This is a genomic window from Micromonospora humi, from assembly GCF_900090105.1.
Taxonomy (GTDB): Bacteria; Actinomycetota; Actinomycetes; order Mycobacteriales; family Micromonosporaceae; genus Micromonospora; species Micromonospora humi.
This window is the reverse complement of record NZ_FMDM01000003.1, coordinates 468,254-490,801: the sequence shown is the minus strand read 5'-3', so window position 1 is coordinate 490,801 and position 22,548 is coordinate 468,254. Positions and strand designations below refer to the sequence as shown.

20 protein-coding genes and 1 pseudogene are annotated in these 22,548 nt (G+C 71.8%); 7 read left to right on the top strand and 14 right to left on the bottom strand.

What is annotated here, in order from left to right:
• Nucleotides 1-9 precede the first annotated feature (9 nt).
• The gene (orn, locus tag GA0070213_RS08195) at nucleotides 10-618 is read left to right on the top strand and encodes an oligoribonuclease (protein WP_175441254.1); all 609 of its coding nucleotides are present in this window, start codon (nucleotides 10-12) and stop codon (nucleotides 616-618) included.
• 18 nt (nucleotides 619-636) lie between these two features.
• Here orn and GA0070213_RS08190 read toward each other — a convergent pair whose 3' ends face one another.
• Both GA0070213_RS08190 and pnuC read right to left on the bottom strand, forming a co-directional pair.
• Nucleotides 637-1,704, bottom strand: coding sequence for an AAA family ATPase (locus GA0070213_RS08190; RefSeq protein ID WP_091060180.1), 1,068 nt, complete (start codon nucleotides 1,702-1,704; stop codon nucleotides 637-639).
• Entirely contained in the window at nucleotides 1,701-2,354 is a 654-nt protein-coding gene (gene pnuC, locus GA0070213_RS08185; RefSeq protein ID WP_091059932.1) for a nicotinamide riboside transporter PnuC, read from the bottom strand. The genes GA0070213_RS08190 and pnuC overlap by 4 nt, the downstream gene beginning before the upstream one ends.
• Nucleotides 2,355-2,419: 65 nt before the next feature.
• On the opposite strand from pnuC, the gene GA0070213_RS08180 reads away from it, so the two are divergent.
• A complete protein-coding gene (locus GA0070213_RS08180) occupies nucleotides 2,420-2,713 on the top strand; it encodes an antibiotic biosynthesis monooxygenase family protein (RefSeq protein WP_091059928.1) in 294 nt (97 codons plus the stop codon).
• Nucleotides 2,714-2,806: 93 nt separating this feature from the next.
• On the opposite strand, the gene GA0070213_RS08175 is transcribed toward GA0070213_RS08180, so the two are convergent.
• Together GA0070213_RS08175 and uvrB are read right to left on the bottom strand one after the other, a co-directional pair.
• Entirely contained in the window at nucleotides 2,807-3,706 is a 900-nt protein-coding gene (locus GA0070213_RS08175) for a DUF5753 domain-containing protein (RefSeq protein WP_091059924.1), read from the bottom strand.
• 77 nt (nucleotides 3,707-3,783) lie between these two features.
• On the bottom strand, nucleotides 3,784-5,895 hold the full coding sequence (uvrB, locus tag GA0070213_RS08170; RefSeq protein ID WP_091059923.1) for an excinuclease ABC subunit UvrB: 2,112 nt from the start codon (nucleotides 5,893-5,895) through the stop codon (nucleotides 3,784-3,786).
• A 434-nt stretch (nucleotides 5,896-6,329) separates the two neighbouring features.
• Between uvrB and GA0070213_RS08165 the strand changes: the two genes are divergently transcribed.
• Nucleotides 6,330-7,748 (top strand): hypothetical protein, encoded by a 1,419-nt coding sequence (locus tag GA0070213_RS08165; protein WP_245716301.1) that lies wholly within the window; start codon nucleotides 6,330-6,332, stop codon nucleotides 7,746-7,748.
• An 8-nt stretch (nucleotides 7,749-7,756) separates the two neighbouring features.
• On the opposite strand, the gene coaE is transcribed toward GA0070213_RS08165, so the two are convergent.
• Complete coding sequence (gene coaE / locus GA0070213_RS08160; protein WP_091059919.1) at nucleotides 7,757-8,935, bottom strand: dephospho-CoA kinase; 1,179 nt, start codon at nucleotides 8,933-8,935, stop codon at nucleotides 7,757-7,759.
• A 163-nt stretch (nucleotides 8,936-9,098) separates the two neighbouring features.
• Entirely contained in the window at nucleotides 9,099-10,634 is a 1,536-nt protein-coding gene (gene rpsA, locus GA0070213_RS08155) for a 30S ribosomal protein S1 (RefSeq protein ID WP_091059916.1), read from the bottom strand.
• 320 nt (nucleotides 10,635-10,954) lie between these two features.
• On the opposite strand from rpsA, the gene GA0070213_RS08150 reads away from it, so the two are divergent.
• The 4 genes and pseudogenes from GA0070213_RS08150 (at nucleotide 10,955) to GA0070213_RS08135 (ending at nucleotide 13,393) form a co-directional block, all read left to right on the top strand.
• A complete protein-coding gene (locus GA0070213_RS08150) occupies nucleotides 10,955-11,758 on the top strand; it encodes a class I SAM-dependent methyltransferase (protein WP_091059912.1) in 804 nt (267 codons plus the stop codon).
• 167 nt (nucleotides 11,759-11,925) lie between these two features.
• On the top strand, nucleotides 11,926-12,144 hold the full coding sequence (locus GA0070213_RS08145; RefSeq protein ID WP_091059909.1) for a hypervirulence associated TUDOR domain-containing protein: 219 nt from the start codon (nucleotides 11,926-11,928) through the stop codon (nucleotides 12,142-12,144).
• A pseudogene (locus GA0070213_RS08140) lies at nucleotides 12,131-12,475 on the top strand (DUF3140 domain-containing protein); the annotation flags it as partial. The gene GA0070213_RS08145 and the pseudogene GA0070213_RS08140, both read left to right, overlap by 14 nt.
• A gap of 51 nt (nucleotides 12,476-12,526) precedes the next feature.
• Nucleotides 12,527-13,393, top strand: a complete 867-nt coding sequence (locus GA0070213_RS08135; protein WP_091059902.1) for a CPBP family intramembrane glutamic endopeptidase — start codon at nucleotides 12,527-12,529, stop codon at nucleotides 13,391-13,393.
• Between the two features lie 13 nt (nucleotides 13,394-13,406).
• Here the strand turns inward: GA0070213_RS08135 and polA are convergent, their stop codons facing one another.
• From polA to GA0070213_RS08095, 8 genes are all read right to left on the bottom strand, one after another.
• Complete coding sequence (gene polA, locus GA0070213_RS08130; protein WP_091059898.1) at nucleotides 13,407-16,106, bottom strand: DNA polymerase I; 2,700 nt, start codon at nucleotides 16,104-16,106, stop codon at nucleotides 13,407-13,409.
• 72 nt (nucleotides 16,107-16,178) lie between these two features.
• Complete coding sequence (locus GA0070213_RS08125) at nucleotides 16,179-16,931, bottom strand: amino acid ABC transporter ATP-binding protein (protein ID WP_175441265.1); 753 nt, start codon at nucleotides 16,929-16,931, stop codon at nucleotides 16,179-16,181.
• A 53-nt stretch (nucleotides 16,932-16,984) separates the two neighbouring features.
• The gene (locus tag GA0070213_RS08120) at nucleotides 16,985-17,962 is read right to left on the bottom strand and encodes an amino acid ABC transporter permease (protein WP_091059892.1); all 978 of its coding nucleotides are present in this window, start codon (nucleotides 17,960-17,962) and stop codon (nucleotides 16,985-16,987) included.
• A gap of 4 nt (nucleotides 17,963-17,966) precedes the next feature.
• Entirely contained in the window at nucleotides 17,967-18,872 is a 906-nt protein-coding gene (locus tag GA0070213_RS08115) for an ABC transporter substrate-binding protein (RefSeq protein WP_091059888.1), read from the bottom strand.
• Between the two features lie 30 nt (nucleotides 18,873-18,902).
• Nucleotides 18,903-19,613, bottom strand: a complete 711-nt coding sequence (locus GA0070213_RS08110) for an ABC transporter ATP-binding protein (protein WP_091059884.1) — start codon at nucleotides 19,611-19,613, stop codon at nucleotides 18,903-18,905.
• Nucleotides 19,603-20,448: an ABC transporter ATP-binding protein gene (locus GA0070213_RS08105; RefSeq protein ID WP_091059880.1), complete on the bottom strand. Its 846-nt coding sequence runs from the start codon at nucleotides 20,446-20,448 to the stop codon at nucleotides 19,603-19,605. The genes GA0070213_RS08110 and GA0070213_RS08105 overlap by 11 nt, the downstream gene beginning before the upstream one ends.
• On the bottom strand, nucleotides 20,441-21,580 hold the full coding sequence (locus GA0070213_RS08100; protein ID WP_091059879.1) for a branched-chain amino acid ABC transporter permease: 1,140 nt from the start codon (nucleotides 21,578-21,580) through the stop codon (nucleotides 20,441-20,443). The genes GA0070213_RS08105 and GA0070213_RS08100 overlap by 8 nt, the downstream gene beginning before the upstream one ends.
• Complete coding sequence (locus GA0070213_RS08095) at nucleotides 21,577-22,527, bottom strand: branched-chain amino acid ABC transporter permease (protein WP_091059875.1); 951 nt, start codon at nucleotides 22,525-22,527, stop codon at nucleotides 21,577-21,579. Before GA0070213_RS08095 ends, GA0070213_RS08100 begins: the two co-directional genes overlap by 4 nt.
• Between the last annotated feature and the right edge of the window lie 21 nt (nucleotides 22,528-22,548).

Sequence of the window (22,548 nt, the reverse complement as noted above, 5' to 3'; positions counted from 1 at the left end):
GGAGGAGTAGTGACCGAGACAGTCGAAGCAAGGATGAGGCGGACAAGGGAGCAACCGCCGCAAGGGTTCTTCTGGGTCGATTTGGAGATGTCCGGCCTCGATGCCGACCGGCACGTGATCCTAGAGGCCGCTTGTGTTGTGACCGACCCGTTTGGCAAGGAGCTGTCGAGTTTCGCTGCGGTGATTCACCACGGCAGCCTTGACGAGAGCGATTTTGAACCGTACTCGTGGCAACAGCATTCTGGCAGCGGCCTGATCGACGCGTGCCTCTCGGATGGCCTCAGTCTCGGCCAAGTGGACGAAGCCATGGCGCGTACTGCGGAGGAGTTCTTCCCCGGCGTCTCGGCCTACCTGGCCGGCAACTCCGTCTATCGGGACTGGACCTTCATTAGACGACACATGCCGCGACTCTTCTCCATGCTGCACTATCGACTGCTGGACGTGACGTCACTCAAGCTCATTGCTCAGTCGTCAGGTATCGCTCCCTACCCGAAGGCGAAGAACCACCGAGCCTTGGACGACATCAGAGAGAGTATCGGGGAGATGCAGCACATCCTCCGGGAGTTCTCGCGCGGGCCGCAGTTCGGCGCGAGCAGTTTCACTGACCGCGACAAGTAGGACGGGGAAGCCGTCGACTCAGCCCGCTGCGGGCAGCACCGGGTCGGTGAAGCACCAACCGGCGGCGAGCAGGGCGTCGCAGGCGGCGGTCGCGGCGGCCAGCCGCTCCTCGTGCGTGCCGCGCAGCCCGACCACCGGCACCCCGCAGCCGGCCAGCTCCGCGCGGAACCGGCCGGTCATCCACGCCCGCAGGTGCTCCCCGTCGCGCAGGCCGTCGTCGGCGAACGGCACCCCCTCGTGGTCGGTGAGCAGATAGAGCGCGGGACGTCGGGCCGCCGCGCGCACCGCGTCCGAGGAGGACCCGAGGTACCGCTCCTCCCAGACCGCGGTGGCCCGGGCGTCGGTGTCGCAGAACAGCAGCGGGCCACTCACCCGCGCCGCCGCGTCCTCGGCGGCCTGCTGCTCGCGTACCACCTCGACGAAGTCGTAGCGGTCCCAGGTGACGTCGAAGACGGTCGCGTCCGGCCGGGACCTGCGCAACCCGGCCAGCTTGCGCGCGGTCAGCTCGCGGCCGAACTCCGGGACCCAGGCCGTGCGGTAGTGCTCGGCGAGCCCCCGGGCCATGGTCGTGGTGCCGGTGGACTCCGCGCCGACCACCACCACCCGGCGGACCAGCCACGCCCGCACCGGTGGGCTCAGCCACCGCCAGTGCGCCGCCGGGTCCGCGCGCACGGCGGTGCCGGAGACCGGCACCGCGCGGCGATCCGGATCCACGTCGACCGCGACCGCGCCGAACCGGCGGGCCAACTCCTCGCCGTACGCCTCGGAGGAGAAGACGGCGTCCACCGGCGCGCCCGCGAGCGCGTCGGCGAACACCGCGCAGTGCAGGTCCCAGACCGCCGGATCGGCGTAGTCGACCGGGTGGTCGTCGTACCGACCGACGAACCGTACCCACGGGGTGCTGGCGTGGGCCTCACGCAGCCAGTCCAGCCGCAGGTCCAGCGGGATCGACTCCCGGCGGGACGGCGCCACCACCACCGTCACCGCCGCGCACCGGGCCGCGGCGGCCTCGACGAGCGCGTGGTGCCCGGCGTGCGGTGGATAGAACTTGCCGACCACCAGGCCGTGCCGGAACCGCCCGCTCACGCGGCCACCGGCGCGGGCCCCGGCGGCACCGGCGTGGCCGCCGCGCGCCGGCGCAGGTCCGCCCGCCAGGCCCGCAACCCGACCACGCACAGACCCAGGAAGATCAGGTAGAGACCGCCGGTCAGCCAGAGCCCCTTGTACGCGTAGAGCGGGATGTAGATCAGGTCGGCGGCGATCCACAGCCACCAGCTCTCCACCAGCTTGCGGGTCTGGCCGTAGGTCGCCAGCAACGACAGCGCGGTGGTGGCCGCGTCGGCCAGCGGCACGGTGGAGTCGGTGGCCCGGTCCAGGAACACCCACAGCCCGGCGGTGAGCAGCAGCCCGGCCCCGCCCAGCACCCACCACTCCCGTCGCCCGGTGCGGGCCACCGTGAGCCGGCCGCGCCGGTCGCCGCCGAACAGCCAGTGCCACCAGCCGTAGGCCCCGAGCGCCACGTAGACGAGTTGCAGTCCGGCGTCGGCGTACAGGCCGGCGGTCCAGAACAACAGCATCAGCAGCAGCACGTTGGCGATGCCGATCGGCCAGTTCGCGATGTGCTGGCGGGCGACCAGCCAGACGTTGACCACACCGGTGACGAAGCCGAGCAGCTCGGCCCAGGTGGTGCCGGCCCCCCACACGGTGAACGCGGTGCCGGTGAGCCAGTCGAGCATGCTGTGTCCTCCCCCGAGCGCACCCGGAGCGTACCGGTGCACCCCGGGCATGGGAGGCTTCGGGCATGGTTCTTGAGGTCGCGCTGATCGACGTGACGCCCGGAAACGAGGACGACTTCGCCGCCGCCTACGCGCAGGCGCGTCCGATCCTCGCCGGCAGCGAGGGGTGCCGCTCGGTGCGGATGACCCGCGGGGTGGAGTCACCCACCCGATTCGTGCTCCTGGTCGAGTGGGACTCGGTCGAGGCGCACGACGTCAACTTCCGGCAGACCGAGCGCTTCGGGCGGTGGCGCGGGCTGATCGGGCCCTACTTCGCGGGCCCGCCGCTGGTCGAACACTTCGTCGACGTGCCGGCCTGAACTGTCGTACCCCTCGCGTAGCCTGCGCGCGACGCGCGGTCACCGGTCCCGACGGGCATCGGGGGCGCCGGGCCCGGTGGGCGCGCGGCGACCTCACCCCAGCTCGTGCGGGTCACGCTGCCGGGGCACCGGCGGGGCGCCGAGCCGGCGGGTCAGCAGCTCGACCGTCGCGTCCTCCGACAGCGCCACCGCGAGCAGCCGTTCGATCAGCTGCTCGTAGCGGGCCACGTCGGCCTCGGCGACCAGGCGCAGGTCGGTGGTGAGCGTCTCCACCAGCACCGTGCGCGGGTCGTCCGGGTCCGGGTAGGCGTAGTAGGAGAACGGCGCCAGCGGGTGCAGGTCGTCGCCGGACGAGGCCCCGTGGGGCAGCACCCGGATCGCGACCTGCGACCGCTCGGCCAGCGCCAGCAGGTGGCGCACCTGCTCCCGCCACACCTCGGCCGGCAGGCCGGCCGGCTCGCACGCCCGCTCGTCGAGCAGCGCGGTGTAGTGCGGCGGATCCGGCCGCACCAGCAGCTCCTGGCGCACCGCCCGGGCACGGACGTCGGCCTCCACGTCCACCTCGCCGGCGAGCGACGCCCCGGCGGCCACCCGCAACCGGGCGTACGCCGGGGTCTGCAGCAGGCCGGGCACGAGCGCCGGCTGGTATTCCACGATGCGTTCGGCGCCCGCCTCCAGCTCCGCGTACGCCCGCTGCCGCTCGCCCATCTCGCCCAGCGCCTTGGACCAGCCGCGCCCGGTGGCGGCGTCCCGGGCGATGACGATCAGGTCGTCGCGCTGGTGCGGCGGCACCTCGTAGACGTCGAGCAGGTCGAGGACGTCGGCCAGGTCGGGCCGGCTCTGGCCCAGCTCGATGCGGGACAGCTTCGACGTGGACGCCCAGCCGAGCCGGGTGCAGACCTGCTCGAGCGTGAGCGACTCACGACGGCGCAGCCGGCGCAGCTCGACGCCGAGCCGCACCCGCCGGACGACAGGACTTGCTGACAACGGCATGCGCGCCTCCCGCTGGGAGCGTACGCATGACCATCACACACGGCAATACCTCGCTCGCGCAGAGCGACAGGTCGCCGTCAGCGCACCCCGGCCGCGTCCATCCCCCGCAGTTCCTTCTTGAGGTCGGAGACCTCGTCGCGGATCCGCGCCGCCAGCTCGAACTGCAGCTCCCGCGCGGCGGCCAGCATCTGGTCGTTGAGCTCCTGGATGAGGTTGGCCAGGTCGGCCCGGGCCATCCCCTCGCGCGAGGGCGTCGCCGCACCGCCCCGGCCGCCCCGGCTGCGGGTCTCCTTGACCGGCGCCTTGCCCCGGGAGAGCTGCCGCGCCGCGCCGCCGACGGTGGTGTTCTCGGTGTCCTCCGCCTCGCGGTAGATGTCGTCGAGGATGTCGTGGATCTTCTTGCGCAGCGGCTCGGGGCTGATCCCGTGCGCCTCGTTGTGCGCGATCTGCTTGGCCCGGCGCCGGTTTGTCTCGTCGATCGCGGACGCCATCGACGGGGTGATCTTGTCGGCGTACATGTGGACCTGGCCGGAGACGTTACGGGCCGCCCGGCCGATGGTCTGGATCAGCGACCGGCCGCTGCGCAGGAACCCCTCCTTGTCGGCGTCGAGGATCGCCACCAGGGAGACCTCGGGCAGGTCGAGACCCTCCCGGAGCAGGTTGATGCCGACCAGCACGTCGTAGTCGCCCTTGCGCAGCTCGCTCAGCAGCTCCACCCGGCGCAGCGTGTCCACCTCCGAGTGCAGGTAGCGCACCCGGATGCCGTTCTCCAGGAGGTAGTCGGAGAGATCCTCGGCCATCTTCTTGGTCAGCGTGGTCACCAGCACCCGCTCGTCCCGCTCGGTGCGCAGCTTGATCTCGTGCATGAGGTCGTCGATCTGCCCCTTGGTCGGCTTCACCACCACCTCGGGGTCGATCAGGCCGGTCGGCCGGATCACCTGCTCGACGAACTCGCCCTGGGCCTGCTCCAGCTCCCACGGGCCGGGGGTGGCGGACAGGAAGACCGACTGACCCACCCGCTCCAGGTATTCGTCGAAGCGCAGGGGCCGGTTGTCGGCGGCGCTGGGCAGCCGGAAGCCGTGGTCGATGAGCATCCGCTTACGGGACGCGTCGCCCTCGTACATGCCGCCGATCTGCGGAATGGTCACGTGCGACTCGTCGACCACGGTGAGGAAGTCGTCGGGGAAGTAGTCGAGCAGGCAGTGCGGCGGGCTGCCGGGCAGCCGGCCGTCCATGTGCATCGAGTAGTTCTCGATGCCGGAGCAGAAGCCGACCTGCCGCATCATCTCGATGTCGTAGGTGGTGCGCATGCGCAGCCGCTGCGCCTCCAGCAGCTTGCCCTGCCGCTCCAGCTCGGCCAGCCGCTCGGCCAGCTCGGCCTCGATGTCGCGGATCGCCCGCTCCATGCGCTCCGGGCCGGCCGCGTAGTGCGTCGCCGGGAAGATCACCAGGCTGTCCACCTCGCGGACCACGTCGCCGGTCAACGGGTTGAGGTAGTAGAGCTTCTCGATCTCGTCGCCGAACAGCTCGATCCGGACGGCGAGTTCCTCGTAGGCCGGGATGATCTCCAACGTGTCACCGCGGACCCGGAAGGTGCCGCGCTGGAAGGCCATGTCGTTGCGGGTGTACTGGATGTCGACCAGGCGGCGCAGCAGCTGGTCGCGGTCGAGCTCCTGCCCCACCTTGGCCCGCACCGCGCGGTCGAGGTATTCCTCCGGCGTGCCCAGGCCGTAGATCGCCGACACGGTGGCGACCACGATGACGTCGCGCCGGGTGAGCAGCGACATGGTCGCCGAGTGCCGCAGCCGCTCGACCTCCTCGTTGATCGAGGAGTCCTTCTCGATGTAGGTGTCGGTCTGCGGGATGTAGGCCTCGGGCTGGTAGTAGTCGTAGTAGGAGACGAAGTATTCGACCGCGTTGTGCGGCAGCAGCTCGCTGAACTCCTTGGCCAGCTGCGCGGCGAGGGTCTTGTTGGGCGCGAGCACCAGGGTGGGCCGCTGCAACCGTTCGACCAGCCACGCCGTGGTGGCGCTCTTGCCGGTGCCGGTCGCGCCGAGCAGCACCGTGTTGCGGTCGCCGCGCCGCACGCGACGCTCAAGGTCGTCGATGGCCGCCGGCTGGTCGCCGGCCGGCTGAAAGTCGCTGACGACCTGGAAGCGGCCGTCGAGCCGGGGAATGTCGAGCGCCATGACACCAACGGTACGCCCGCGGTCCGACACTTCCGGACCGACCACGGACCGTCCCTGACCGGCTTCGATATTCCCATTGTGTGGCTCATCTCACCGGACTACCCTCGTACCGTAGGCCGCTCGCGGCGGCCGACCGGGCAGGTGGCCGCCCCCTCGCGGGGGCCCGGCCGCCCCCGGCGCCAGGGGCCGCAGCACCCGGGACGACCGGCGTGCGCGCCCACGGTGGTCGCGCTGAAGCGCTCACCGGCCGCCGCGAGCGCCATCGCACGTCACCCGGAACCCCACCGCCGCGTTCACCACTCGTGGAGCCCTCTCCCGATCGCCGGCCGCGACGCGACCGCACGCCCGGCGGCGGCGCTGCCACCCCGGAGCCGGGCCGGCAGCGCGCGGGACGCCCGCACCGGCTCACCGCGCGGGGCGGCGGGGACCAACCCGTGCCACGCGAGCCGGGCCGGGGTCACCGCCGCGCCCGCACCAACGGCCCGGCCCGGCCCGCCACCGGCCGCCGTCGGCGCACCGATCCCGCTGCCGGCCGCGCCCCCGCCACCACCGCGCGGCCGGGCGACGACAGCGCGCTGGACGGTGCGGACGACGCGCCGGAGCGCGCCACCCGGCGGCGCGCCACCCTGGCCGCGCTGGTGGTGGCCGCTGCCGCCTCGGCGACCGTCCTGGTCACCGGTCTGCTGGGCGGATCGCCGCAGCGGCCCGACCGGACCGACGCGGAGCGCCCGCTGAGCGCGGCCGAGGCGGATCGGGTGGCCGCGCTCCGGGTGACCAACCTGCGGGACGTCCGCACCGGCGTTCGGGTCACCGTCGGCGCCGGCCGGGAGCGCACCGACCTGATCGGCTGGGTCGACTGGGCCCGACCGCTGGTCTACCTGGACGTCGACGGACCCGGCGCGGGCGCCGACCGGGGCCTCGTCCAGGCCACCGCGTCGGCGCTGCTGGTCCGCCCCGACGCGACCGCGTCACCCCGCGCGCGTCCGCCGCTGGTGCCGCCGGACGACCGGTGGCGGCTCCGCGAACCCTCCGCCGGACGCGGCCTCACCGCCGTCCGCGACCTGTTGCTCGGCCTCGGCGCGGACCGGGTCGACCCGGTCCGGCCGGACGGCCGCTGGCTGCGTCGGGAGAGCATCGCGGGCGCCCCGGTGGACGTGCTCCGGGCCCCGCTGGCCGCCGCGTCGGGCGACCCCCGGCCGACGCTCTGGCTGGACCGCGACGCCCGGCTGCATCGGCTCACCGGCCGGCTGCCCGACGGCACCGCGGTCACGGTCGACCTGATACGCGCGGACCGGCCCACCCCGCACCCGGTGGACGCCCTCGGCGGTCGTCCCGGCCAGCCCCGGGCACTGACCGACGACGAGGCCGACCGACTGGCCCGACTACCCGCCCGGCTGCGGGCCGCCGGCGCCGTGGCGGTGGCCGTGGCCGCCCCGCTCGGCCCGTCGGCCGACCTGGACGGCACCGGCACGCTGAACTGGACGACGTCCTCGGCCTCGCTGACGGTGACCGACGAGGACACCGGCCGGCGCACCCGGCGGGAGGTCCGGGGCGGTCGGGTCGCCCAGACGCAGGCCTCCCCCGACGGTCCCGGATCACCGGCACCGCCGACGCCCGCCGACGAGCTGGACCGCCTGCTCACCGCGGCGCTGCGGGCCGGCGCCCGTCCGCCGGGCGAGCCGGCGGTCCGGGTCCGGGAGGACCGGACGGCCGACCGTACGGTCGACGTGGTCGAGGTGCCGGGCCGCCTGCGCTGGTGGCTCGACCGGTCCGGGCTGCCGCGCCGGCTGGAGCTGCGCACCGGGCAGGGGGTGTGGGTCCGCCTCGACCTGTTCGCCGGCGCGGCGCGCTGACCTGCCGGTCAGGGTCGCCAGCCGGTCTGCGCGGCCCACTCCTCGGCCCGCAGGTGCTCCTCGTCGAACCAGGGGTCGGCGAGCGTGCCCCGCTCGGCGCTCTCCGGCGCGGTGGCCACCAGGTCGCGCTTGACCTGCAGGTAGGCGGCCCGCAGCGCCGGGTCGGCGCGCAGGTGGTCGCGCATCAGCAACGCGTGGCGCCAGCCGGCCGAGCCGGCGACCCGCAGGTGCAGGAGCACCGGCCGGCCCGGGTCGGCGCCGGCGTGCACCCGCTTCGCCCAGTGCACGCGGTCGACGCGGCGCGGCGCGTCCCACCACTCACCGGGCAGCCGGGGAAAGCCCGCCTCGGCCAACCGGTCGGCGAGTGGGCCGTCCGCCTCCGCGAGCGAGGGCACGGTCAGTTGGATGTCGATGACGTCCGGCGCGGTCAGGCCGGGCACGGCGGTGGAGCCGACGTGGTCGACCCGGAGGTCACCGCCGGCCGCGTGCCGGATCCGGGCGGCCAGCCGGGCGTACTGCGCGGGCCAGGTCGGGTCGGGCTCGGCGAGCGCCGGGCGGTCGGGCCGGACCGCGTGCCGCTCGCGGACGTTGCGTTCGTAGGGCAGCAGCCGGTCCCGCCAGAGGTCGTCCACCGTGTCGTGCAGCTCCGACCGCGTGCCGTCGTTGACGAGCAGCACGTCCGCCGCCGCCTCCCGGCGGGCGTCGTCGGCCTGCGCGGCGATCCGCCGCTCGGCCTCCGCCGGGTCCATGCCCCGGTCGCGCGACAACCGCGCCAACCGGGTCGGCACCGCCGTCTGCACCACGAGCACCAGGTGGTACGTCGGCGCGAGACCCACCTCGACCAGCAGCGGCACGTCGTTGACCACCACCGCGTCGGCGGGCGCGGCGGCGACCAGCTCGGCCGCCCGCGCGCGTACCCGGGGGTGGGTGATCGCCTCCAGCCGGCGGCGCGCCGCCTCGTCGCCGAAGACCAGGGCGCCCAGCGCGGCCCGGTCCAGGGCGCCGTCGTCGCCGAGCACCCGGTCGGAGAACGCGGCGACCACCTCGGCCAGGCCCTCGGTGCCGGGGGCGACCACCGCGCGGGCGATCCGGTCCGAGTCGACGACCACCGCGCCGAGCGCCGCGAGGCGGCTCGCCACCGCGCTCTTGCCGGACCCGATCCCGCCGGTCAGCCCCACCTTCAGCATCCGGACAGTCAACCCGATCGCCCTGCCCGCGCCAAACCGGCCGCGCCGGACCGGAACGACAGCGGGCCCCGCCCCCGGCGCTCCGCTGGTGCGGAACGCGGGGACGGGGCCCGTCGGTCAGAGCTGGTTCGTCCGTACGGACGGAACCGGCGTCAGCGACCGGTCACTTGCCGCCGGCGAGCTTCTCCCGCAGCGCGGCGAGCGCCTCGTCGGTGGCCAGCGTGCCGGCCGGCTCCTCGGCCTGACGGCTCGGGGCCGACGAGGTCGAGGTCGAGGTGGTCGACGCGCTGGCGGGCGGAGCCGGGTTGGCAGCGGCCTCGGCGTCGGCGGCGCGGGAGGTCTGCACCTGCTTGGTGTGGGCCTCCCAACGCTGACGCGCCTCGGCGTACTGGTTCTCCCAGGTCTCCCGCTGCTTGTCGTAGCCCTCGAGCCACTCGCCCGTCTCCGGGTCGAAGCCCTCGGGGTAGATGTAGTTGCCCTCGTTGTCGTACGTGGCAGCCATGCCGTAGAGGGTCGGGTCGAAGTGCTCCTCGCCCTCGACGAAGCCCTCGTTGGCCTGCTTGAGCGACAGCGAGATCCGGCGACGCTCCAGGTCGATGTCGATGACCTTGACCATGACCTCGGAGCCGACCTGCACGACCTGCTCCGGGATCTCCACGTGGCGCTCGGCCAGCTCGGAGATGTGGACCAGGCCCTCGATGCCGTCGTCCACCCGGACGAACGCGCCGAACGGCACCAGCTTGGTGACCTTACCCGGCACGATCTGCTGGATCGCGTGGGTGCGGGCGAACTGACGCCACGGGTCCTCCTGGGTCGCCTTCAGCGACAGCGAGACCCGCTCGCGGTCCAGGTCGACGTCCAGGACCTCGACCTCGACCTCCTGGCCCACCTCGACGACCTCGGACGGGTGGTCGATGTGCTTCCAGGACAGCTCGGAGACGTGCACGAGGCCGTCCACGCCACCCAGGTCGACGAACGCGCCGAAGTTGACGATCGACGAGACGACGCCCTTGCGGACCTGGCCCTTCTGCAGCTTGTTGAGGAACTCGGTGCGCACCTCGGACTGCGTCTGCTCCAGCCAGGCCCGGCGGGACAGGACCACGTTGTTGCGGTTCTTGTCCAGCTCGATGATCTTGGCCTCGAGCTCGCGGCCGACGTACGGCTGCAGGTCACGCACCCGCCGCATCTCGACCAGCGACGCGGGCAGGAAGCCGCGCAGGCCGATGTCGAGGATGAGACCACCCTTGACGACCTCGATGACCGAGCCGCGGACGACGCCGTCCTCGTCCTTGATCTTCTCGATCGTGCCCCAGGCCCGCTCGTACTGCGCCCGCTTCTTGGAGAGGATCAGCCGACCCTCCTTGTCCTCCTTCTGGAGGACGAGGGCCTCGATGTGGTCGCCGACCGAAACCACCTCGGCCGGGTCCACGTCGTGCTTGATCGACAGCTCCCGAGAGGGGATCACGCCCTCGGTCTTGTAGCCGATGTCGAGCAGGACCTCGTCCCGATCGACCTTGACGACGGTGCCTTCGACAATGTCGCCGTCGTTGAAGTACTTGATGGTCTCGTCGATAGCGGCGAGGAATGCTTCCTCAGAGCCGAGATCGTCGTGCGTGACCTTGTTGGCGCTCGAGGTGGCCTCGATGCTGCTCGTCATGTGGGCGGTTGCTCCGGTCGGATGGGTTGTCACAGCGGGCATGGGTGTCGCGGTGACTCTTCCGCGCCAACGGATCCGCCGCCGGGCACACCGAACGATCGACGCGAGAAGATCATTAGTGGCTCCGGTGACCGCGCACCTGCTCCCTGCCGAGGCACACGATCCGCGAGCGCATCGTCTAGCCTACCCGCTGCATTACCACAGCGTGCAAGCCCTCCCGGGTCCGTGCGAGCTCATCGGCTGCGAAAGCGGAGATTTCGCGCGGTAAGGGGCCCCTGCTGTCTCGTCCGTCACATCGGTCCCACCCGTAACACGCCGGACCCGATCGCACCGTCCACGCCCGCCGGCCATAGCGTGAACGGGTGGACGATGACAGGGTGACCCGCCGGCCGGTCGGCGCCGCCGAGATCCGCCGCGCCAACCGCGGCTGGTGGGACACCGACGCCGACGCCTACCAGGCCGAGCACGGCACGTTCCTCGGCGAGGTCGACTTCGTCTGGTGCCCCGAGGGTCTGCGCGAGGCCGACGCCCGGCTGCTCGGCGACGTCACCGGCCGGCGGGTCCTCGAACTCGGCGCCGGCGCGGCCGCCGCCGCCCGCTGGCTCGCCGCCGAGGGCGCCCGGCCGGTCGCCCTGGACCTGTCCGCCGGCATGTTGCGCCACGCCGCCGAGGCCGCCGACCGGACCGGGGTACGCGTGCCGCTGGTCCAGGCCGACGCGCTGGCCCTGCCGTTCGCCGACGCCGCCTTCGAGGTGGTCTGCACCGCGTTCGGCGCGATCCCGTTCGTGGACGACTCCGCGGCGGCGATGCGCGAGGTGGCCCGGGTGCTGCGCCCCGGTGGCCGGTGGGTCTTCTCGGTGACCCACCCGATGCGCTGGATCTTCCTCGACGACCCGGGCGAGGGCGGGCTGACCGCCGTGCACTCCTACTTCGACCGCTCCCCCTACGTCGAGCAGGACGCGCACGGCGTGGCCACGTACGTGGAACAGCACCGCACGCTCGGCGACCGGGTCCGGGAACTGGTCGGCGCCGGCTTCCGCCTGCTCGACCTGGTGGAGCCGGAGTGGCCGGCCGGGCACGAGGGGATCTGGGGCCAGTGGAGCCCGCTGCGCGGCCGGCTCTTCCCCGGCACCGCCATCTTCGTCGCCGAGAAGCCGGCGACCTGAGCGCGCGTCGCACGCCCGGTGCGGCACCGCCCTCCCCCACCCTGGGCCACCAAGACATCTCGTTCCTGCTGAGCCTGTGGCTCCGGACCCACGCCCCCGCACACCTGCGGGTCGCCCAAGCCGCCGGCCGCCCGTTACTCGACCCCGACGCCGGGTAACCGGGCGGCATGGCCGAGAAGGAGTTCCGCGCCGGCGACCACGTCTCCTGGGCCAGCCACAGCGGCCGGGCGTACGGCGTGGTCAAGGAGAAGCTGACCGAGCGCACCCACGTCCGCGGGCATCCGGTGAACGCCTCCGCGGAGCAGCCGCAGTACCGGATCACCAACGACGACTCCGGGCGTGACGTCGCCCACCGACCGGAGGTGCTGCGCGATGAGCCGCAGTGAGGACCCGCAGCAGACGTACCGGGAGTTCACCGACGCGGTGAACATGAAGCCGGCCGAGCTGACCCGCTGGCTGGAGACCGACGAGTCCAAGCACGTCGGCTGGCACAAGCCGGGCACCTCCGGCGGCGAGTCGGTCGGGCACGACTCCGGCCGCAAGATCGTGGACCTGCTGCGCCGCAAGCGCGACCAGCTCACCGCCGCCGACTACAAGCACATGCGCAAGGTGATCGGGTACGTGCACCGGCACCTCGCCCAGCGCCCGTCCGGCGACGTCCGGGACACCAGGTGGCGCTGGTCGTTGATGAACTGGGGCCACGACCCGCTCAAGGGCTGAGCCTCGCCGGAGGCGGTCCGGTCGCGCCGCGTTGGTACCGTGCCGGCGATGACGACCGCCGCCCCCACCGCCCGCCGTCATCCCCGCGCCGGACGCCTGGTCCTCGTGGCCGGCCTGGCGCTCATCGGCCTCGCCGCGCTCTGGCTGCTGCTGACCGGGAACACCGGCATCCGCTACAGCGCCGACCACACCGACACCGTGCCGATGTGGCACCGGTGGATCCCCGCCCTGGTCGGCATCGCGCTGATCCGGCTGGTCCCGCCCGCGACAGGCCCCCGGTGGCCGGACCCGGTCGCGCCGTGGCGGGAGGCGACGCCGCTGCTGCTGGCCGGCGTCGCGTTCGCCGCGATCATGCCGCTGCTCGGTGGCGAGCCGGCGTACACCGTGGTGAAGCTGGTGCTGCTGCTCGGCGTACCGGTCGGGGTGTTCCTGGTCGCCCGGCGGTGGCCGCCGCGGTGGCGTCCCGCGCCGGCCCCGCCGGACGCCGCCCACCGCTGGGGGCCGGCGCTGCCGGTGGCGGTGTGGCTGGCGCTCAGCTACGCGACCCCGCTGGCGGTCCCCGCCAGCGGCTGGGGGCGCACCGTCACGCCGGTCGAGCTGGTCGTCACCGTGCTGGTGGTGTTCGCGGTGAACGCGCTGCTCGAGGAGGTCTTCTACCGGCGCTGGTTGCAGACCCGGTGGGAGTCGCTGCTGGGCCGCTGGCCGGCGATCGTGCTGGCGTCGCTGGTCTGGGCGGCGTGGCACGTCGCCATCCAGGGCAGCGGCCGCCCCGGCACCGACCTTGCCTCGGTGGCCGTCAACCAGGGGGTGCAGGGGCTCTTTCTCGGCTACCTGTGGTCCCGGTACCGCCGGATGTGGCCACCGCTGGTGGTGCACGGCGCGGTCAACGCGATGCCCGGGCTGCTCGGCATGTGAGCGTCGGGTCGGGTCAGTGGTCGGCGCTGTTCCAGTCGCGGCCCTCGCCCACCGACACCTCCATCGGCACCGACAGCGGGTGGGCCTCGCCCATCTCCTTGCGCACCAACACCTCCAGCGCCTCCCGCTCCCCCGGCGCGACCTCGAAGACCAGCTCGTCGTGCACCTGGAGCAGCATCCGGGACCGCAGGCCCGCCGCCCGCAACGCGGCGTCGACGCGCAGCATGGCGACCTTGATGATGTCGGCCGCCGAGCCCTGGATCGGGGCGTTGAGCGCCATCCGCTCGGCCATCTCCCGGCGCTGCCGGTTGTCGCTGACCAGGTCGGGCAGGTAGCGGCGGCGGCCGAGGATGGTGGAGGTGTAGCCGTCCTGGCGGGCCCGGGCCACCACCTCGTGGAGGTAGTCGCGGACCCCGCCGAACCCGGCGAAGTAGTTCTCCATCAGCCCGCGCGCCTCCTCGGCGGAGATGGTGAGCTGCTGGGACAGGCCGAACGCGCTCAGCCCGTAGGCCAGGCCGTAGTTCATCGCCTTGATCTTGCGCCGCTGGTCGGCCGTCACCTGACCGACCTCGACGGCGAAGACCGAGGAGGCGGTCGCGGCGTGGAAGTCGTGCCCCGAGTTGAACGCCTCGACGAGCGCCTCGTCGGCGGACAGATGCGCCATGATGCGCATCTCGATCTGGCTGTAGTCGGCGGTGAGCAGGCATTCGTAGCCCTCGCCGACGACGAACGCGCGCCGGATCCGCCGCCCCTCCTCGGTGCGGATCGGGATGTTCTGCAGGTTGGGCTCGGTCGACGAGAGCCGCCCGGTCGCCGCCACGGTCTGGTTGAACGTGGTGTGGATCCGGCCGTCGTCGGAGACCGACTTGAGCAGCCCGTCCACCGTCGACTTGAGCTTGGCCACGTCACGGTGGCGCAGCAGGTGGTGCAGCAGCGGATGCTCGGTCTGCGCGTAGAGCCACTGCAGGGCGTCGGCGTCGGTGGTGTAGCCGGTCTTGATCCGCTTGGTCTTGGGCAGGCCCAGCTCGGTGAAGAGGATCTCCTGCAACTGCTTGGGCGAGCCCAGGTTGAACTCCCGGCCGACCACCTCGTAGGCGCCCTGCGCGGCGGCCTTCACCTCGGCGGCGAAGTGCGCCTCCAGCTCGGACAGGTAGTCGGTGTCGGCGGCGATGCCGGTGCGCTCCATCTCGGCGAGCACCCGCATCAGCGGCAGCTCCACCTCGGCCATCAGCCGGGCGGACTGCTCGCCGTCGCGGGACAGCTCGGCGTCGATCGCGTCGGCCAGGTCGAGGGTGGCCCGGGCCTGGAGCATGAGGTTCTGCTCGGCCGCGCCCTCGTCGCCGAGGCCGTCCAGGGTGAGCTGGCCGGTCTCCGGCGCGTCGACACGCAGCTCCCGGTGCAGGTAACGCAGAGCCAGGTCGGTGAGGTCGTAGGAGCGCTGGTCGGGGCGGGCCAGGTAGGCGGCGATCTGGGTGTCGCGGGCGATGCCCTGCAGATCCCAGCCGTGCGCGGCGAACGCCAGCACAGCCGGCTTGCTGTCGTGCAGCACCTTGGGACGCGCGGCGTCGGCCAGCCAGCCGGCCAGCGCGGCCTCGTCACCGGCCTCCAGCCGGGCCGGGTCGAACCAGGCGGCCGCGCCACCGGCGGTGGCCAGCGCCATCCCGGTCACGGTCGCGGTGTGCCGACGGTTGGGGCCGGTGTCGAGCGTGACGGCCAGCCCGACCGGCGCGCCCGCCGCAGCGTGCGTGTCCAGCCAGCCGGCGAGCGCACCCGGCTCGGTCAGCACCTCGCCGGCCAGCTCGAAGCCCGCCTCGGCCTCCGGCTCGACGGCCTCCAGGTATTGGTAGAGCCGGTCGCGCAGGATGCGGAACTGGAGCGTGTCGAAGACCTGGTGCACGGCCTCCCGGTCCCAGCCCTGCCAGCGGGCGTCCTCCGGGCGCACCGGCAGCTCCAGGTCGGTGACCAGGCGGTTGATCTCGTAGTTGCGGATCACGTCGGAGAGCCGCTCGCGCAGGCTGTCGCCGGCCTTGCCCTTGATCTCGTCGGCGCGGGCCACCACGCCCTCGACGCCCTCGTAGAGGTTGATCCACTTGGCCGCGGTCTTCGGGCCGACGCCGGGGACGCCCGGCAGGTTGTCGCTGGTCTCGCCGACCAGCGCGGCCAGGTCGCGGTAGCGACCGGGGGTGACGCCGTACTTCGCCTCGACCGCCGCCGGGTCCATCCGGGCCAGGTCGGAGACGCCCTTGCGCGGGTAGAGCACGGTGACCTGGTCGCCGACGAGCTGGAACGCGTCCCGGTCGCCGGTGGTGATCAGCACGTCCATGCCCTGGTCGCGGGCCTGGCAGGCGAGCGTGGCGATGACGTCGTCGGCCTCGTAGCCCTCCTTCTCCACCACCGGCACCCGCAATGCGGCCAGGACCTCCTTGACCAGGCTCACCTGGCCCTTGAAGTCGGTCGGGGTCTCGCTGCGGCCGGCCTTGTACTCCGCGTATTTGTCGGTGCGGAAGGAGCGGCGGGAGACGTCGAACGCGACCACGATGTGGGTGGGCTGCTCGTCGCGCAGCACGTTGATCAACATGGAGGTGAAGCCGTAGACGGCGTTTGTCGGCTGCCCCGTGGTGGTGGAGAAGTTTTCCACCGGCAGGGCGAAGAAGGCCCGGTATGCCAGGGAGTGTCCGTCGACGAGGAGCAGGCGCGGCGTCGTAGCTGTCACGGCAGCGACTCTAGTCCGTACGCCCGACAAGCTCGGCCTCCGGTGCGGCGCGTGGCGCACCGGAGGCCGAGGTCAGAGCACCTTGGCCAGGAACGCCTTGGTCCGCTCGTGCCGCGGGGCCGCGATCACCTCGCGCGGGTCGCCCTGCTCGACCACCACGCCGCCGTCCATGAAGACCAGGTGGTCGCCGACCTCCCGGGCGAAACCGATCTCGTGGGTCACCACGATCATCGTCATGCCGTCGCGGGCCAGGTCCTTCATCGTGTCCAGCACCTCGCCCACCAACTCCGGGTCGAGCGCGCTGGTCGGCTCGTCGAAGAGCATCAGCTTCGGCCGCATGGCCAGCGCCCGGGCGATCGCCACCCGCTGCTGCTGACCGCCGGAGAGCTGGCCCGGGTACGCGCCGAGCTTGTCGCCCAGCCCCACCCGCTCCAGCAGCTCCGCGGCCCGCTCCCGGGCCTCCGCCTTCTTCGACCGGCGCAGCAGCACCGGCGCCTCGACGACGTTGCCCAGCACGGTCATGTGCGGGAAGAGGTTGAACCGCTGGAACACCATGCCGATCGCCTGGCGCTGCGCGGCCACCTCCTTGTCCCGCATCTCGTGCAGCTTGCCGCCGCGCTCCCGGTAGCCGATCAGGTCGCCGTCCACCCAGATCCGGCCGGCGTCGATCTTCTCCAGGTGGTTGATGCAGCGCAGGAACGTCGACTTGCCGGAACCGGAGGGCCCGAGCAGGCAGCACACCTCGCCGGAGCGGACCTCCAGGTCGATGCCCTTGAGCACCTCCAGCGGCCCGAACGACTTGTGCACCTGCTCGGCCCGCACCATCAGGCCGGACTCCGCCGTCGGCGCGGTGGCCTGCGTGGGCACGATCAGCTCGGTCACTTCGCCACCCCCGCGGCCCCGCCGGCCTCGGCCGTCATCCCCCGCAGCTTCATCCTGGCCCGCCCGCTCGCGCCGTAGCCCTTGCCGAAGTGGCGCTCCAGGAAATACTGCCCGACCAGCAGGATGCTGGTCAGGAACAGGTACCAGAGGCAGGCCGCGACGTACATCGGGAAGATCTGGAACGTCCGCTTGCCGACCGCGTCGAGCTGGAAGAACAGCTCCACGCTCACCGGCACGTAGAGCAGCAGCGAGGTGTCCTTGAGCATCGCGATGGTCTCGTTGCCGGTCGGCGGGATGATCACCCGCATGGCCTGCGGCAGCACCACCCGGCGCAGCAACTGGCCCCGGCTCAGGCCGAGCGCCTGGGCCGCCTCGGTCTGCCCCTCGTCGACCGACTGGATGCCGGCCCGGACGATCTCCGCCATGTACGCGGCCTCGGAGAGCGCGAGCCCGAGCAGGCCCGCCATGAAGCCGGTGAGGAGGTCGCGGGAGGAGAACCCGAACAACCGCAGTTGCAGGTTGTCGATGCCGAACAGCTGGCCGAGCTGGGTGTCGAACGGCACGCCGAACTCGACCCGACTCCACAGGATGCCGATGTTGCCGAACACGGCGAGCAGCACCAGCCGCGGCACGGCCCGGAAGAACCAGGTGTAGAGCCAGGCCACGCCGCGCAGGATCGGGTTGTCGGAGAGCCGCATCACCGCGATCACCACGCCGAGCGTGACGCCGATCAGCATCGCGCTGACCGTGATCAGCACGGTGCCGCGTACCAGGCCCTCGATGATCGGCGGCCGGAACATCTTGTCGACCATGAAGGACCAGTTGAAGGCCTCGTTGGTCACCAACAGATGGACGAACATCGCGGCCAGCACGGCGAGCACCGCCACCGCGACCCATCGTCCCGGGTGCCGCACGGGCACGGCCTTGATCGGTTCCGGCCGTGCCCGCGCGGTTGTTGCTTCCTCGGTGGTCATGTCGTCACGGGTTGATCGCGGGATCCGTGATCGCGCCGTCCCCCACCTTCCACTTGTCCAGCACCTGCTTGTAGGAGCCGTCGGTGACCAGCGCCTTGGCGGCGTCGCGCACCGCCTCGGCGAACTGCGCCTGGTCCTTGGCCACCACGTAGCCGTACGGGGCCGCCTCGTACTGCTTGTCCAGCAGTTCCAGGGCGTCGTTGGACTGGGTCACCGCGTACACCCCGACCGGGTAGTCGGCGAGCATCGCGTCGTCCTTGCCGGAGACGACCGCCGCGGTGGCGGCGTCCTGGCCCGGGAACTGGTCGATGCCGATCGCCGGCTTGCCCGCGTCGGTGCACGTCTTGGACCGCTTCTGGATGTCCTCGACCTGGACCGTGTCCTTCTGCACCGCGATCTTCTTGCCGCAGGCGTTGTCCAGCGCGATCCCGGCCGGGTTGCCCTTCTTGGTCACCCACTGGGTGCCGACCTGGAAGTAGCTGACCATGTTGGCCTGGCCCTTGCGCTCGTCGTTGATGGTGAACGACGAGACGCCGACCTCGTACTTGCCCGAGTTGACGCCGGTGATGATGTCGCCGAACGGCGCCGAGACGAACTCCGCCTTGAGGCCGAGCTTGGCCGCCACGGCGGTGAACAGCTCCACGTCGAAGCCGATGACCGTCTTGCCGTCGCTGTCCAGGAACTCCGCCGGGGCGTACGTGGAGTCGGTGCCGACCACGATCTTGCCGTCGGACTTGATCGCGTCCGGGACCTTCGCGGCCAGCGCGGCGTCCACCGACGACGCGACGCTGGGACCGCCGCCGGGCTGCTCGGTGCCCTCCTCCTCGCCGCAGGCGGCGAGGGAGAGCAGGAGGACGGCCGCGCCGGCGACGCCGAGCGCCGCCCGCCGGCCGGGGTTGGGGTGGACCATGGGGTACTCCTTTTGCGAGGGGGGCGTCGGTCAGGCCACGCCGAGGTAGGCCTCTTTGACCGACGGGTCGTGCAGCAGCTCGGCGCCGGTGCCGCTCTTGACGATCCGGCCGGTCTCCAGCACGTACGCCCGGTGCGCGCGGGCCAGGGCCTGCTGGGCGTTCTGCTCCACCAGCAGGACCGTGGTGCCCTGCTGGTTGATCTCCGTGATGATGGTGAAGATCTGCTGGATCAGCATCGGCGCGAGACCCATCGACGGCTCGTCGAGCAGCAGCAGCTTCGGCCGGCTCATCAGCGCCCGGCCGACCGCGAGCATCTGCTGCTCGCCGCCGGAGAGCGTGCCGCCGGCCTGCTTGCGCCGCTCGGCCAGCCGCGGGAACAGGTCCAGCACCCGCGCCAGGTCCTGCGCGATGCCGGCCTTGTCCCGCCGGGTGTACGCGCCCATGTCGAGGTTCTCCAGCACCGACATGCCGGGGAAGATGCCCCGGCCCTCGGGCGCCTGGCACAGCCCGCGCCGCACCCGCAGGTCGGCGCGGAGCTTGGTGATGTCCTCACCGGCGAACTTGATGCTGCCGGTGGCGACCGGCCGGATGCCGGAGATCGCCCGCATGGTGGTGGACTTGCCGGCGCCGTTCGCGCCGATCAGCGCGACGATCTCGCCCTCGTCCACGGTCAGGCTGATGCCGTGCAGCGCCTGGATCCGCCCGTAGAGCAGGCTCACGTCCTCGATCTCAAGCAGCATCGTCCGGCACCCCCAGGTACGCCGCGACCACCTTCGGGTTGTCCCGCACCTCGGCGGGCAGCCCCTCGGCGATCTTCTTTCCGAACTCCAGGACCACGATCCGGTCGGTCACGCCCATCACCAGGCGCATGTCGTGCTCGATCAGCAGCACCGTCACACCCTGGTCCCGGATCTGCCGGATGAGCTGGAGCAGTTCCTCCTTCTCCGCCGGGTTGAAGCCGGCGGCCGGCTCGTCCAGGCAGAGCAGCACCGGGTCGGTGGCGAGCGCGCGGGCGATCTCCAGGCGCCGCTGCTCGCCGTAGGACAGGTTGCGGGCGAACTCGTGCATCCGCTTGCGGATGCCGACGAACTCCAGCAGGCGCTCGGCCTTCTCCCGCCCCTCGCGCTCCTCCTTCCAGTGCCGCGGCAGCCGCAGCAGCGCGGAGATCACGCTGGTCTTGTGGTGCGCGTCCGCGCCGACCTGGACGTTCTCCAGCGCGGTCATCTCCGGGAAGAGCCGGATGTTCTGGAACGTGCGGGCCATGCCCATCCGGGTGATCTGGTGGCGCTTCTTGCCGCTGATCTTCTCGCCCCGGAACCGGATCTGCCCCTCGGTGGGCTGGTAGATGCCGGTCATCGCGTTGAAGCAGGTGGTCTTGCCCGCGCCGTTGGGCCCGATCAGCCCGAGGATCTCGCCCTTGTAGAGGGTGAAGTCCACGTCGTTGAGGGCCACCACGCCGCCGAAGCGCAGCGTGACGTGGTCGACCTCGAGCAGCGGCTCCCGCTCGCGTACCGTCTCGACCGCGGGCGCCGCGGCCTGGGCCGGAACGGCCGGGGTCTGTTCGGTGTCACTCACCGACGATCACCTCCTTGCGGCGGTCCTTGAACTCCGCCGCTCGTCGCCGGTTCGGGATCAGGCCCTGCGGCCGGAAGATCATCATGATCACGAGCACCAGGCCGAAGAAGAGGAACCGGTACTCGTACAGCTCGATGCCGAACAGCTCGATGCCGCGGAACCGCTCGATCATGTACGCCACCAGGCCGCCGCCGACGATCGCGCCGACGATGTTGCCGGAGCCGCCGAAGATGACCGCGGCCAGGATGATGATCGAGTTGAGCAGCTCGAAGTTCTGCGAGTTGACGAAGTTCTGCTTGCCGGCGAAGAGCGCGCCGGCCAGGCCGGCGATCGCCGCGCCGGAGGCGAACGCCCACAGCTTGAACTTGAACGTGGGCACGCCCATCAGCTGGGCGGCGTCCTCGTCCTCCCGGATCGAGATCCAGGCCCGCCCGACCCGGCTGTGGGTCAGGTTCCGTACCCCGATCACCACCAGGATGATCAGGGTGAGCACCAGCCAGTAGTAGGGGCGGGCGTCGAGCACGCCGAAGAACGGCCGCCCGTCGGCGTACTTGCCGGGCGGGTGCGGGATCTCGCTGAAGCCCCGCTGCCCCTTGAGGAACGTCGAGCTGACCGCCGCGATCCGGATCATCTCGGCGAAGCCGAGCGTCACCAGTGCCAGGTAGTCGCCGCGCAGGCGCAGCGTCGGCGTGCCGAGCATGACGCCGGAGACCATGGTCAGCGCGATCGCGATCGGCACCACCAGCAGCCACGGCCACAGCGTCTTGAGGTTGCTGCTCGGCGACGTGAGCACCGCGACGGTGTACGCGCCGACCGCGAAGAAGCCGAAGTAGCCGAGGTCGAGCAGGCCGGCGAAACCGACCACGATGTTCAGCCCGACCGCCAGCAGCACGTAGATCGAGACGGTGAAGAGCACCTGGGTGAAGTTCGCCCCGGGCGTCGGGATCGGCCCGAGGTACTGGTAGAACTCCTTGTTCGGCAACGCGTAGAAGAACACGATGACCGCGGCCAGCAGCACCCAGCGCACCCAGCGCGGGGCGTGGTGCCAGCGATCCGCGACCGCCGCCCGGCCGTTCCGCAGCTTGTCCACCGCCGTCTCCCGCCGCTCCGGCGGGTCAATGGTGGTCGTCATGCGCGTGCCCTCCCCAGTGATTCGCCCAGCAGACCGGTCGGGCGGAACATCAGCAGCACGACCAGCACCGCGAACGCGGCGAAGTCCTTCCACTGACTGCCGAACAGGCCGGAGGCGTAGTTCTCCACGACGCCCAGCAGCAGGCCGCCGATCAACGCGCCCCGCAGGTTGCCGATGCCGCCGAGCACAGCGGCGGTGAACGCCTTGAGGCCCAGCAGGAAGCCGACACTGTAGGTGAGCGTCTGGATCCGCACGTCGTAGAGCAGGCCCGCGACGCCGGCCATGGTGCCGCCGGCGATGAAGACCATCAGGATGATCCGGTCCTTGTTGACGCCCATCAGGGCCGCCGTGTTGGCGTCCTGGGCCACCGCCCGGATGCCGCGGCCGGTGCGGCTGCGGTTGATGAACTGGTCCAGCGCGAACATCATCACCAGCGCGGCGCCGATGGTGAGCAGCTGGATGCTGTCGATCGGCACCCCGGCGACGTGGAACAGCGGCTTCGAGCTGACCAGCGACGGCGCGCCCTGCGGCAGGCGCCGGGTGTAGACGCCGAACGCCTCGGAGATCGCGATCGAGGCGCCGATGGCGGTGATCAGGAACGCCAGCGGTGGCGCGTTGCGCTTGCGCAACGGCCGGTACGCCACCCGCTCGATCACCGTCGCGGTGCCGGCCGAGGCGATGGCCGCCACGATCATCGCCACCAATAGATAGAACAGGATCGAGCCGACGCCGCTGACCTGGGAGTTCTGGTCGAGACCGAAACCGTTCCAGGTCCAGATCGCGGCGAACGCGCCCGCGATGAACACCTCGGAGTGGGCGAAGTTGATGAGCCTGAGCACGCCGTAGACGAGCGTGTAGCCGAGCGCGACCAGGGCGTAGATCGCACCCTGTGTCAGGCCGGTCGTGGTGAGTTCCCCGAAGTTGGAGAACAGTCCGTCGAAGTTCAAGGGAGGGACGCTCCGTCGCTG